Consider the following 12,520-nt stretch of genomic DNA (forward strand, 5'->3'; position numbering starts at 1 on the left):
ATTAAAAAATCCGATACCAGAGACTGATATCGGATTTTGAAGCCTTAAAAAGATCGGTCAACCGATCATGAAAATTTTCTTAACTGATCGGCATTAGGCAAATTGCCGGTTTTTTTGTTTCAAGCCAGCCCCTTTTATCCCGTCTAATATTTTTGTTGAAAAAATGTACATTTCGTAATACTTTGGTTATTAAATGAGCTGATCAAGGTGTCAGCTTCAAGATTAGTTCTGGTTATTATCATAACGGGTTGTTTTTAATGCCATAAAACAATTCTCAGAGGAACTATGAAAAATACACATGGAAATGGCTGCACAATCAACTCTCCTTTAGTTATCGGTGGCGTGGGAGGTAGCGGAACCCGCGTTGTAGCTGAAATAATGATGCTGGCTGGTATTCATCTTGGCTATAGCTTGAATCCAGCAAGCGATAATCTCTCTTTCACACTAATTTTCAAACGCAATAAGTGGCTTTTTAAAGTTCTAAAAAACGGACTTCCCCTAGACCGTTACATTGCGTTGCATGAAGCTCTTCTGTTAAATAAACCGCTTTCGCTAAGCGAAAAGACAACGTTATTGAAAGTGTTGTTTTCTTGGGCTCAAAGGGGGGAGACGACGCTAGGTCTTGGTAGACATTGGGCTCGACGTTTTGTAACCGAACAATTAATGGCTCAAACTAAAAAGCCAGAAGTATCTGGGCGATGGGGATGGAAGGAGCCTAACAGCCATATTCTCCTTCACCAGTTGTTCGATTACTACCCAGAGATGAAGTATGTTCACACTATACGACATGGTCTCGACATGTCTTTAAGTGAAAACCAACAACAACTACTAAATTGGGGAGCGATGTGGGGGGTTGAAACAAGGTGCTCACCAAGTGAAATAAGACAACGGTCATTGGAATATTGGTTAATCGCTAATGAAAGGGTGGTGGAATTTCAAAAGCTATATGGCCAAGACAGGGTACTTATAATCAATTACGATGAATTATGTAGTGACCCTGTTGAGCCAATAAAAAACCTTTTAGCGTTCGCGGACGTCGACGTGTCTGATGGCTGCTTCGCATCGATGGTAACGCTACCTAAAGCCCCTTCTTCATTAGGGCGTTACAAAAGTACAGATTTGAGTTCGTATGATAACGATTCGTTGAAACGTGTTCGTCAGCTCGGTTTTCAAATTTGAATTTTATTAGCTAGCAGTTATGTCTTAATTATCCTTGTCTAAAGAGAACAAGACAATTCTCTTTAGACAAGCCATTCACTACAATTCCAACCGAGTTCTTTTTCTAAACCTTTAATCCCATCAGCATAGACCGCCTGTAAATACGATCTGTCTTCTTCTGAAATCTTGGATTCATATGTTCTTGAGTGCACGTCCCTTTTCTGAACATTATCTAGGTGTGAAACGCCGATAAAATCGCATACTTTATTCAATGTTTCCTGTGGAAAGTTTTTGAGGTCTTCGTTTTTCAATACAAGTATATTTTCCCGTGGAAATAGGCTCCACAGTCTTTCCAGTTGTTCTAGATAATGTCCTCGGTCTACGTAAGAGTATCGTCTACTATCCTCCGACTTTTTATCTTTACAGCGTGCTTCTTCGCATTCTATAGCTTCTCTAAATGATAGTGGTTCCTGACCTCTATTGCGTGTCATATTCCAATGAGAATAAGCCCTATCGACAGGGTTTCTAAGCACGACGATTAACTTCATCTGGGAGTTGTATTCATGTATGCGTTCAGGAGCATTGTCCCAATACATGTAAATAGGTGTAGCTTCGCCCAAAACCTTGTGGTGCTTCTTTGGAGAAAAAAATGCGTGATAGTGCGAGTAATCGGGCAATTCTACCTTGTCAAAAAAGTGGACCTCTTTCCTCTTGGCCATGCAGATTTCATGATGTTCACTTAAATACTCTGCAAGCGCTGTAGTGCCTCCCTTCTGGGTACCGCACACTAAAAAGTTTACTTTACGTGAAAAAAACAAGCGATCCCTGATTATATAATAACTATTCTTTAACAAGCTTTTCATTACTCGATTCCGTGTAGACTTAAATTTCAAACTCACCTGAGTAGTTCATTTTCATAGGCATAAGAAGCCCGAAGTAAGTTACTAGACCAGACCAAATTTAACAAGTTTCCCTATCATTAATTGCAGGTAAAGAGTCAATGAGGTCAGCTTAATGGTTTTATAAAACGTCGTATTCACTTTTAAAGAACGTTATTTCCAATCTTCAACATCAGTAAAATAGTAGAAGTTTCAATAAACCAGCTACTATAGTGCCATTGTGTATCTATCAATTTAATTTAAACTCTCCAGACAGAAAAAACATTACGTATTTACCCAATGTAACCGTAGCGTCATAAAAATATCATTTAATGGCGACGTCCTTCTTTAAATTTATACTAAAGGTTAAGCCGTGTTCAATTACACAAGCATCAGCCGTTTGGTGATGACGCCTGTTCTCGCCAGCTTTTTAATTCTTGTACTATTAAACGGTGCCTCAATTCTAAAGTCTTTTTCGTTACTTAATTCATTCGATGAGTTAGAAAACACCCTTGTTCAGTCTGAACGAGACGTCAATACCACGCTAAGTACTTTCAAAACTCAAGTGCAAGAGTGGAAGAACGTATTGTTACGTGGCCACAAAAAAGACGACCGAGAAAAATACTGGGAGCGATTCAAGCAGAGAGAGGCCGACATCACTCGCCAGTTTGACCTGATGCTATCAAATAGTGTGATAAGTGAAAGCGTGAAGTCAGATATCAGGCAATTTCAAAAAGCCCATGCAGTCATGGCCGAGAAATACCGTGAAGGATACGACGCATTTATTAACTCAGGGTTTGATCCAAAGGTTGGAGATAGCTTTGTTCGAGGTATTGATAGAGAGCCTGCTAAGCTCCTCTCAGGTATCGCGGCGGAAATTGCAGCGGATTCAGCGAATGCGATTGCTGAACTTAAAGCCAATACGCGCACTATGCTCTGGATAATTCTACTGGCAGCAATTGCGCTTTCTGTGCTTTCTGTTGCTTATGTGATTGCTCGTTTGCGCTCTCAGGTTATTAAACCAACGAAGCAGGTTGCGGCGTGTATATCTAACTTGGCTCATAGCCGTTACGACTACGCGTTAACGTATTCCAGCGACCATGAATTGGGCATGCTGGCAGAATCTGCCAGGGCATTACAAAACAAATTAAAAGATTCGGTTGCGCAGCTTCAACAAGCGGAGACCGAAATGGAGAAGGCGTTTGGCACCCTCGGTAACGTCAGTCAATCCATTATGGAAGGCGCCAATGGACAACGGGATGCGTCGCGCTCGCTTGATAGCAGTACGGATAAACTTAAAGAGATTGTGCAAAATTTAGTGGCAATCACCGACCAAGTTGCTGTGGCGACAAATAACTCAGAAAAGAACGTGGCAAGTTGTTATGCCACGTTTGAAAGCGCCAATGCAGGCTTTAAGCAACTAGCAAAAACGGTAACCGAATCAAGTAATATCGTGTCAGAACTGCAAAGCCGCAGTACCAATATTCTAAAAGTGGTAAATGTTATTAATGAAATTGCCGATCAGACTAACCTGCTGGCTCTAAACGCAGCAATTGAAGCTGCTAGGGCAGGTGAGCATGGCCGTGGTTTTGCTGTGGTAGCCGACGAGGTTCGAGCACTTGCAGCTAAAACACAGCAGTCGACCAAGGAAATTAACGACATTTTAAGTAGTTTTGAAGCTGAAGCAAAAGGGGCCGTTGCGGCGATGTCGTCAGGCAAGCAGCTGTCAGACACAAACGCAGCAGAAGCAGCGACAGCGCTTGAAACACTCAATAACGTGGTGAGGGATATTCAAGAAACGGCGAGCGTAGTTGTGGCGCTTAACGAAGCCGCAGATGAGCAAGAGGCTGTACTTCAGCAGGTGGAAACAATTATCAGTAATGTGGTCACATCATCTGAAAAATATCATCAACTTGCTCAGCGTGATGACATGTCACGCTCAATGAAAAGTATGTCAGAAAACGTTGAAAAGGTGGTGAACAGTTTGACCCGCTAACTGTGCTTTGTCAGTATAAACACGTTAAAAGGGAGTGTTTGAACAATGTTCACGCTCCTTTTCTTTTATCTGTTATAGATGCGTGCGTCCTAAACTAGTATTGATAATAATGACAACACCACTCGTATTTCATCCTATTTATAGCCAGTTAGATCTTCCTGAGCGACACCGATTTCCCATCGAGAAGTACGTAGGTATACGCGATGAATTGTTAATTCGTGGAGTGGAAGCATCGCGTTTTGTTACTCCATCACCGGTTGAGCTTTCTTTTCTCACTGCCTATTACGATCCGGACTATGTTGATGCACTAAGTACTGGCGCATTAGATAAGAAAGCCATGCGCCGCATAGGCTTTCCTTGGTCGCAGCAGCTGATTGAGCGTACCCGTACTGCCGTTGCTGGAACCTGTTTAACAGCCAAGCTAGCTCTAGATCATGGAAAAGCATTGAATTTAACGGGCGGGTATCATCACGCGTTTGCTGATTTTGGTTCAGGTTTTTGCTTGTTCAACGATTTATATTTGGCAGCGAAAACTATGCAGCAAACCCCGTCCGTTGAAAATGTGCTTATTGTCGATCTAGATGTGCATCAAGGGGATGGCACAGCCAAACTTGCCGAAAACGACCGTGATATTTTTACCTTATCTATTCATGGTGAAAAGAACTTCCCTCACAGAAAGCAGCGTTCCGATATTGATATAGGACTCGATAAGGGCACCGAAGACGATGAGTATCTAACTACGCTAGAACAAGCGCTAACGATGGTAATGAGACAATTTCAGCCCGATGCCATCATCTATGACGCAGGCGTTGATGTGCATGTAAACGACGACCTTGGTCATTTGCATATTTCTACGCAAGGCGTGTACGAAAGAGATACGCAAGTCTTTGCGTTAGCCGAGCGTTTGGGCGTTCCGATTGCTGCGGTAATTGGTGGAGGCTACCAAAGAGATATTGCAGCGCTGGTAGATGTGCATATTCAGCTTTATCGCGCGGCAGGCGTGATTGATTAGCAAACAGTGATGTCTAAAATGAAAAGAGCACGCCATACAAAAGCGGTTTGGCGCGCCCATCCTGAGTCTACATGGTAATTTATTATAAAAAGTGCAGCTGAAAACCGATACCAATACGTTCTTGTGAGCGGTTATAGTCGATAAGCGAATCGCCATAGCCATTGAAGTATTGAAGCAAGACTTCGTAGCGGTCAGAGATAGGGTAGGTGAAGTCTAACTGGATGCTGCCTCGGTTCTCATCTACGTCGAGGTTATTTCGTAAAAGCGCCAGTACTTTAAACGCGCCAATTTTTCTTCCATAACCAAGTTCCATTCTACCGTAATAGTCTTGTATATCAGGGTTATCGTCGCCGGTAGGATCAAGCGGGTCTGTTTTCTCGTCTTCAGGAATACGGTACCACGTCTTTAGGTAGTAGATATCGTCATCGTCGCTAAAGACAATAGAGGCAAATATACGGTTCCAGCTTCGAGAGCGCAGCCCGCTTTGACCGTTAGACATATGATTGAAACCAACTTGAAAGGTATTAAATTTGTAGCCAAGTACGGAATAATCGGCTGTTTCTTGCCAAAAGACTTCTGGTTCGTAATTGGTCTCGCGAAACGGCTTCGACGCTTCACTGTTATAAAGCTGCCAGAAAGAGGTTAGCGTAAAGCCAAAGTAAACGCCGTCGAATCCTGTATCTTCCAAATAAAGCGGCAGCTTTGCGCTTACCTGAAATTTGGCTTCTTTATTGTCTATGTTCTCGTTTGTGAGTTCTTCACTGGCTACAGAGCTTGGGTTGGAAACGTAAGTAATTGGAAGTAGATAGTTTTGTCTATGCTGAGTGATAGCAAACACATTATCCAGTGCTTCTTTATCGCCTTCTAATCGGTTATCCAGTGCACTTTCCGTGATGGTGTCACGTTTGATGATATCGATAACTTCAATACCGCTTTCTTCCTGAGACGATTGATTTTCTTCATTTTCAACAGTGCGCTCTTGTTCACTATTTTCTGAAGATGATGCTTGTTCGCTTACCACTTCTTGTGATTGTTGAGCGCACACAGGCGTGCAAGCAGCAAATGCTGCCAAAAATACAAAAGGCTTTAACACAGACACCTTTAATTCTCCGTAACGTGGGGTTGTTGTTATGCTTAACTGAAGTCCAGTGCTTGGCCTTCTGAAGATGCAAATACTTGTAGATTAGACTCTGCCACTGTGACGTATACATTACAATGGTTTACAACATCATCTATATCGTCATCAGTCCGTTCTGGATCATGACTATATAAAGCTAATTTTTTTGCGTTACATGCCATTGCTAGTTTCACCGCTTCTTCCGCGACCGAATGACCCCATCCGTTCTTAGCTGGCATGTCAGACAACATATACTGTGCATCGTGTATTAGCAGATCGGCATTTTGTGCAAATTTTGCGAAATCGATAAAGTCTGTTTCTTTTTTGTAGGGGGGGTAAAGCTCATTATCTGTTATGTAAGCCACCTTTGCGTCATCGGCTTCAATACAATAAGCACTGCCACGACCGGGGTGGTTCATGGCTAAGCGAGTTATGGTTGCGCTTCCTACTGAAAATCGGCTTGTAGACTTGGGAATATCGACAATAGAAATGTTAGCTTTCAGCGCACTTCGGGGGACTGGAAATAACGACCCTTCCATTTGCTTTAAAATTTGATCAGGTTCATCAAGGAGGGTTTGACCCGGGTATATGTTGATTTCGCGTGAAGCCTGATAGATAGGCGCAAAAAAAGGGAAGCCTTGAATATGATCCCAATGGTTGTGGCTCAACAGCAGATAAATGGGTGTATTTTTTTGAATAAGGCGCTCGCCGAGCACGCGAATCCCTGTGCCTGAGTCGAGGATGATATCGGTTCCATCCTCAAGCTCAATGTGAACGCATGCAGTATTACCACCATAGCGGACGTAAGCTGCTCCCGGGGTAGGGATTGACCCTCTTACGCCATAAAATGTTAACCGCATACGCCCTCTTTTCTAATCTAATCGGCGAGATCAGGCGCTAGAGTGCGGCTACAAAGTCCTTTGCTGCGCTAATATCTAACAACTGCTTTTCACCAGTACGTCTATTCTTATACTCAACCTGTTGATTATCTAGGTTTCTTTCACCAATAACAATGCTGTGAGGTATGCCAATTAATTCCATATCATTGAACATGACACCCGGACGCTCTTTTCTGTCGTCAAACAACACTTCTACGCCAAGGGCAACAAGCTCTTCATAAAGCGCTTCGGCTGCTTCTTTAATACGATGAGACTTATGCATATTCATTGGTATTAATGCAATTTTAAACGGTGCAATAGGATCTGGCCACTTTATGCCAAATTTATCGTGGTTTTGCTCGATAGCTGCCGCAACAATTCGAGATACGCCTATACCGTAACAACCCATAGTTAAGGTTTGGTGCTTACCTGATTCGCTTAGTACGCCGCAGTTCATGGCCTCTGAATACTTGCTGCCAAGCTGGAAGATATGACCCACTTCGATGCCGCGTTTAATATCTAGCGTGCCTTTCCCGTCAGGAGATGCATCGCCTGCTACAACGTTGCGAATATCAACGCCAGTAATATCTTCAGACCAGTTTACGTTAATATTTACCTTACCGCCTGCGCCTGCGCCTGTAGTGAAGTCAGCAAGGGCAGCTGCACTGGCGTCAATAAAAGCGGGTACAGGCAGGTTGGTTGCATCAGCAAACAATGGTGACACGCCAAGAATATCTTTTGCTTGTTCAAATGATGCTTCAACAAGCGGGCTTGCAACGCCGTCTAACTTCTCTGCTTTTACATCATTAAGCTCATGATCAGCACGAAGTACAAGGGCTACCCATTTATCAGAAACTACTTCTTCGCCTTTACTGTCTACTTCATTAGCGGCTTTCACTACTACGACTTTAACCGCGTTTGTCACTTCGGCTTCTACGCTTTTTAAGATGGCATTGAAATCTTTGCCTTTGGCATCTTTAGTCTCAACAGTAGCGCCCGATGCGACAGCTTTTTCAGGCGCAACAGCTTCAGCCATTTCAACATTGGCTGCGTAATCACTGTCGCTTGAGAAAGCGATATCGTCTTCACCTGATGCGGCAAGTACGTGGAATTCGTGAGAGTGATTACCACCAATAGAGCCAGAGTCGGCAATGACTGCTCTGAAGTCTAAGCCCATACGCGAGAATATATTGCAGTAAGCGTCGTACATTTTTTGATACGTTTCTTCTAAACAGCTGTCTTCTAAGTGGAAGCTGTACGCATCTTTCATGGTAAATTCACGACCACGCATAATGCCGAAACGGGGGCGCACTTCGTCGCGGAATTTAGTCTGAATTTGGTATAGATTAAGCGGAAGCTGCTTGTAGCTGCTAATTTCATTACGCACAAGCGCGGTAATAACTTCTTCGTGCGTTGGACCTAATACGAAATCACGCTGGTGGCGGTCTTTAATACGAAGTAACTCTGGGCCGTACTCTTCCCATCGTCCAGATTCTTCCCACAAATCTGCGGGCTGAACAACGGGCATTAGCACTTCAATCGCGCCTGCTTTGTTCATTTCTTCACGAACAATATTGGCTACTTTATTAAGTACACGAAGACCAGATGGCAACCATGTGTATAGACCCGAGGCAAGCTTTCTGATCATACCAGCTCTTAGCATAAGCTGGTGGCTGATAACCTCTGCATCTGCAGGTGTTTCTTTCTGCGTGGCAAGCAAATATTGACTAGTGCGCATGTAAAGCAGGTATCCTGTTATAAATGTATTTATGACGGTTAGTGTGATGCTCTTTCGCAAACGGCAATTCGCAAAACAAAACATTGCGAAATGCTTGAACCGAGATAAGGTGTCACACGTTTGGGCGTATTCTAATTAACTGTGAGCTATTTCGCCACAGACTGTTAACACTAATAGTGTAATTATCCTAAATGAACCAGTTCGGTCACCTTAACGGCGGCATCTCTTATTTCAAACCCTACATCAATATCGTATAGCGTCACGCGGTAGGTTTTCTCATCATTTTCAATATGCTGTTTATAGGCTGGGCGAGGGTCTTGGGACAGTACCGCAGTCACCAAGGCAGAAAAACCACGGTGCTTTTTCTCTATTTCAGCAAGTGTGGGCTGGATTGTATCGGCGAATGATACGTCGCGATTGGGTATGGGGTTAATGTCATCAAGATTATCGCTGGCGCTAGGAACACTATCAGCGTACGCGATATAGGGCTTGATATCGACAAGTGGTGTGCCGTCGACTAAATCTACCCCTTCAACCACTAACTGTGTCTGTCCATTACTGCTAACCACACCTTTGTTTTTCACCACAGACATGCCAATCCCATTAGGTCGGTGGGTACTGCGACTTGCCAATACGCCCATAGTTGCATTACCACCTAGACGAGGGGCTTTTACCGTATTTTTCCAACCGCGTTCAATGTTCTGGTGAAAGATAAAAAGCAGCCACAGGTGACTGTAATTCTCTATCCCTTTAAGCAAATTGATATCGTTAAAGCCTTCTTCGAAGGTGATAATGCCTTGGGCGTTAGCCAAGTTGGGCTGTCTTGGAATAGCAAACTTTTGCTTGAAAGGCGTAGCGACGGTCGCTATCGCCTCGAGAGAAAATGAATTGTGGGTATTCACGTTTTAGCCTTAACGAAGTCAAAAATGTGTAACGTTGTCATATTACTCACATAATTTGCAGGTAAAGTGACGTTTCAAGTGAAAGCTTGAGCCAAATAAACATCCTGCTTGTTATAAGGCGCTGCTTATTTGGGTTCCCTGGAGTAATCCAATACTTTGGGCCTGCTCGCAACACGAGCTTATTCTCTTTTTAGTGCGTGTTTTTTACATTACACAAAAAAGTAAGCTTCCCGTGTTTTATCGAGCGGGCTTATCTTTTTTTAGCGTGTCTAATACGCCCTCAAAATAAGGGCACCCAAGCGTCCGTGCTTTTTCAATGTTATGGCTGAATATCTTTTCGGCATCTTCTTCTTTCTTGATGTAGCGTGTGATATCAGCTTCACGAATCAAATGCAAAAGCGGGTAGGGTGAACGATTGGTATAGTTTTCAGCATCGTCTACGTCGCTACCGTCGAATACATAATTGGGGTGGAAGCTGGCAAGTTGATAAGTGCCGCTGTATCCCCAGTCGTGCAGCATATTATCGCTGATAGCCAATACATCGAGATATTCGTTGAAATCAGCAAGGGTTGAATGCGTGAGTGCAATTAGTGTTGTAGCGGTGGTGTCATTCTCTTCTAAATGCCGCAACTCATCGTATAGCGATTGAACGACATTTCCCGCATTGCCCTCAATTACCACACACCGAATTTGGTGAGGTGTTCTTACATAGCGCGCAAAGGGACAAAAGTTATGCTTTATCACAATGTCGTCAACCCATTTAAGCGTTGCATCAATTACGTGCTGTTCCCATAAAGGAGATGTTGGTTCTGCCATAAAAGGTGTAGGTCAGTTTGAGTCTGTGTTCAACTTGAGGGGGAGTATAAAACAAAAAGGCAGAAATTTGATTTCTGCCTAACATTTAGGTTGAACTATTTGTACTTTAAGAATGATATTTTACGTAAGCTTCCAGCGTATTCTCTATCAAACTGGCTACTGTCATCGGACCAACTCCGCCTGGAACGGGGGTTATCCAGCCTGCGCGCTCTTTCGCTTTTTCGAAATCAACATCGCCAACAAGTGAACCATCATTAACGCGATTAATACCTACATCAATGACAATCGCGCCCTGCTTTACCCAGTCACCAGGAATAAAGTTCGGTTTACCTACTGCGACTACCAGTAGGTCTGCACGTTGAACGTGACTTTTAAGGTCCTGAGTAAACTTGTGACAGGTAGTAACGGTGCAGCCTGCTAAAAGCAGTTCCAGGCTCATAGGGCGCCCCACAATATTCGACGCACCTACAATGACCGCGTCCAAGCCTTTTACAGGGCGCTTGGTTGACTCTATCATGGTCATGATGCCTTTTGGCGTGCAGGGACGTAGTGCAGGAATACGCTGTGCAAGGCGGCCAATATTGTATGGATGAAATCCGTCGACATCTTTATGAGGGTGAATACGTTCAAGTACCTTTTCTGCATTTAACCCTGCAGGTAAAGGAAGCTGTACCAGAATTCCGTCTATCTCTTTATCTTCGTTTAGCTCGTCCACTAAATTTAGCAAGGTCTCTTCTGTGGTATCAGAAGGAAGGTCGAAAGAGCGAGAAACGAACCCCACTTCTTCGCACGCTTTACGTTTATTGGAAACATAAACTTGAGAAGCTGCATCACTGCCAACAAGAACAACGGCTAGGCCTGGTTGTCTTTTACCTGCTTGCGTAAGCGATTCAACATAGGAGGTTACGTGTTGGCGAACTTGTTTGGCAATTAGTTTGCCGTCAATAAGATGGGCGGTCATAGTCTTGTACGATTCTTATATGGTTGGGTGGTCAACAAGTGCCCTATATTGTTTCATAAAATAGGACTAATACTCTAGTAGTTATTACTCTGCAATTATTCGCCACAAATGTTCAACGTAAACGACTGTTAATGGAAAGCCTGATGCTTACCCTTTAAAATAAGCGCAAACCTAGGCTAAAGACAGGCAATTACACGGGTAATTGTTCAAAAAAACGTGAGAATGGATGCTTTGTGAGCGGTTGATGATTTTATTTAAAAAAGTGTTTGACGAGGTGGGGGGATGTCAGTAATATTCGCACCCCGTAACGGCACAGAGGCTAATGCTTCAAGGTCGGTACGACAGTCGGTGAGTGGCGCAGCTTGGTAGCGCACTTGTTTTGGGTACAAGGGGTCGCAGGTTCAAATCCTGTCTCACCGACCACTTTTTGCAGCGAAGATTCGCCAAGCGCCCGTAGCTCAGCTGGATAGAGCAACGGCCTTCTAAGCCGTGGGTCGCAGGTTCGAATCCTGCCGGGCGCGCCATGCGAGTCAGGTAGGTCCTGATAGCAAGGCTGAATTTTCGTATTTACACTGCTAAAATAAAGCACGTAAATCGCAAACACACCCTATGGTGGGCGTAGCTCAGTTGGTAGAGCCCCGGATTGTGATTCCGGTTGTCGTGGGTTCAAGTCCCATCGTCCACCCCACTTTTTCGCGGAAGTGGTGGAAAGCATTCCAGTCGGTGAGTGGCGCAGCTTGGTAGCGCACTTGTTTTGGGTACAAGGGGTCGCAGGTTCAAATCCTGTCTCACCGACCATTTATGCTTTCTTCGATTCAGTAAATACTTCTAGCCAAGAGTGATAAATCATCTGTGGGCTAGGGTATGAGTCGACTTTAACTACCGAGTAGCTATGTAAGATCCTGACAGCTCGGTAGGCGCTTATGTGTTTATCAATTCACACATAAGACTGAACAGGATTACTGTGGTGGGCGTAGCTCAGTTGGTAGAGCCCCGGATTGTGATTCCGGTTGTCGTGGGTTCAAGTCCCATCGTCCACCCCACTTTTTCGCGGAAGTGGTGGA

Annotated in this window: 10 protein-coding genes and 5 tRNA genes; 8 read left to right on the plus strand and 7 right to left on the minus strand. The window is 43.9% G+C overall.

What is annotated here, in order from left to right; translation table 11 throughout:
* Positions 1 to 285: 285 nt before the first annotated feature.
* Positions 286 to 1,179, plus strand: coding sequence for a sulfotransferase (locus MHN09_RS20000; RefSeq protein ID WP_076012619.1), 894 nt, complete (start codon positions 286 to 288; stop codon positions 1,177 to 1,179).
* 62 nt (positions 1,180 to 1,241) lie between these two features.
* On the opposite strand, the gene MHN09_RS20005 is transcribed toward MHN09_RS20000, so the two are convergent.
* Positions 1,242 to 2,021 (minus strand): sulfotransferase domain-containing protein, encoded by a 780-nt coding sequence (locus tag MHN09_RS20005; RefSeq protein WP_239241774.1) that lies wholly within the window; start codon positions 2,019 to 2,021, stop codon positions 1,242 to 1,244.
* A gap of 388 nt (positions 2,022 to 2,409) precedes the next feature.
* Between MHN09_RS20005 and MHN09_RS20010 the strand changes: the two genes are divergently transcribed.
* Positions 2,410 to 4,032, plus strand: a complete 1,623-nt coding sequence (locus tag MHN09_RS20010; protein ID WP_239241775.1) for a methyl-accepting chemotaxis protein — start codon at positions 2,410 to 2,412, stop codon at positions 4,030 to 4,032.
* 109 nt (positions 4,033 to 4,141) lie between these two features.
* The gene (locus tag MHN09_RS20015) at positions 4,142 to 5,044 is read left to right on the plus strand and encodes a histone deacetylase (protein WP_239241776.1); all 903 of its coding nucleotides are present in this window, start codon (positions 4,142 to 4,144) and stop codon (positions 5,042 to 5,044) included.
* 82 nt (positions 5,045 to 5,126) lie between these two features.
* Here MHN09_RS20015 and MHN09_RS20020 read toward each other — a convergent pair whose 3' ends face one another.
* The 6 genes from MHN09_RS20020 to folD form a co-directional block, all read right to left on the minus strand.
* Positions 5,127 to 6,143, minus strand: a complete 1,017-nt coding sequence (locus MHN09_RS20020) for a phospholipase A (RefSeq protein ID WP_039231566.1) — start codon at positions 6,141 to 6,143, stop codon at positions 5,127 to 5,129.
* 35 nt (positions 6,144 to 6,178) lie between these two features.
* Positions 6,179 to 7,021, minus strand: a complete 843-nt coding sequence (locus MHN09_RS20025) for an MBL fold metallo-hydrolase (RefSeq protein ID WP_239241777.1) — start codon at positions 7,019 to 7,021, stop codon at positions 6,179 to 6,181.
* Positions 7,022 to 7,058: 37 nt separating this feature from the next.
* Positions 7,059 to 8,777 (minus strand): proline--tRNA ligase, encoded by a 1,719-nt coding sequence (locus MHN09_RS20030; RefSeq protein WP_239241778.1) that lies wholly within the window; start codon positions 8,775 to 8,777, stop codon positions 7,059 to 7,061.
* Between the two features lie 182 nt (positions 8,778 to 8,959).
* Complete coding sequence (gene tsaA, locus MHN09_RS20035) at positions 8,960 to 9,679, minus strand: tRNA (N6-threonylcarbamoyladenosine(37)-N6)-methyltransferase TrmO (protein WP_168463262.1); 720 nt, start codon at positions 9,677 to 9,679, stop codon at positions 8,960 to 8,962.
* Between the two features lie 237 nt (positions 9,680 to 9,916).
* Positions 9,917 to 10,495 carry a DUF1415 domain-containing protein gene (locus tag MHN09_RS20040; protein ID WP_168463263.1) on the minus strand — a complete coding sequence of 193 codons (579 nt, stop codon included), beginning with the start codon at positions 10,493 to 10,495 and terminating at the stop codon, positions 9,917 to 9,919.
* A gap of 106 nt (positions 10,496 to 10,601) precedes the next feature.
* Positions 10,602 to 11,456 carry a bifunctional methylenetetrahydrofolate dehydrogenase/methenyltetrahydrofolate cyclohydrolase FolD gene (gene folD / locus MHN09_RS20045; protein ID WP_014950149.1) on the minus strand — a complete coding sequence of 285 codons (855 nt, stop codon included), beginning with the start codon at positions 11,454 to 11,456 and terminating at the stop codon, positions 10,602 to 10,604.
* A 346-nt stretch (positions 11,457 to 11,802) separates the two neighbouring features.
* Here folD and MHN09_RS20050 point away from each other — a divergent pair.
* From MHN09_RS20050 to MHN09_RS20070, 5 genes are all read left to right on the plus strand, one after another.
* Positions 11,803 to 11,879: transfer RNA gene (locus MHN09_RS20050), tRNA-Pro, on the plus strand.
* Between the two features lie 24 nt (positions 11,880 to 11,903).
* Positions 11,904 to 11,980: transfer RNA gene (locus MHN09_RS20055), tRNA-Arg, on the plus strand.
* 88 nt (positions 11,981 to 12,068) lie between these two features.
* A tRNA-His gene (locus tag MHN09_RS20060) sits at positions 12,069 to 12,144 on the plus strand.
* A gap of 33 nt (positions 12,145 to 12,177) precedes the next feature.
* Positions 12,178 to 12,254 (plus strand) — tRNA-Pro (locus MHN09_RS20065).
* Positions 12,255 to 12,423: 169 nt separating this feature from the next.
* Positions 12,424 to 12,499: transfer RNA gene (locus tag MHN09_RS20070), tRNA-His, on the plus strand.
* Positions 12,500 to 12,520 lie beyond the last annotated feature (21 nt).

Source organism: Alteromonas sp. MmMcT2-5, assembly GCF_022348315.1.
In the GTDB taxonomy this organism is placed as follows: domain Bacteria; phylum Pseudomonadota; class Gammaproteobacteria; order Enterobacterales; family Alteromonadaceae; genus Alteromonas; species Alteromonas macleodii.

Excerpts from the sequence above, each read along its gene's own strand:
- MHN09_RS20000 (WP_076012619.1), top strand. The coding sequence starts at position 286 with ATGAAAAATACACATGGAAATGGCTGCACAATCAACTCTCCTTTAGTT.
- MHN09_RS20005 (WP_239241774.1), bottom strand. The coding sequence starts at position 2,021 with ATGAAAAGCTTGTTAAAGAATAGTTATTATATAATCAGGGATCGCTTG.
- MHN09_RS20015 (WP_239241776.1), top strand. The coding sequence starts at position 4,142 with ATGACAACACCACTCGTATTTCATCCTATTTATAGCCAGTTAGATCTT.
- MHN09_RS20025 (WP_239241777.1), bottom strand. The coding sequence starts at position 7,021 with ATGCGGTTAACATTTTATGGCGTAAGAGGGTCAATCCCTACCCCGGGA.
- MHN09_RS20030 (WP_239241778.1), bottom strand. The coding sequence starts at position 8,777 with ATGCGCACTAGTCAATATTTGCTTGCCACGCAGAAAGAAACACCTGCA.
- MHN09_RS20040 (WP_168463263.1), bottom strand. The coding sequence starts at position 10,495 with ATGGCAGAACCAACATCTCCTTTATGGGAACAGCACGTAATTGATGCA.
- folD (WP_014950149.1), bottom strand. The coding sequence starts at position 11,456 with ATGACCGCCCATCTTATTGACGGCAAACTAATTGCCAAACAAGTTCGC.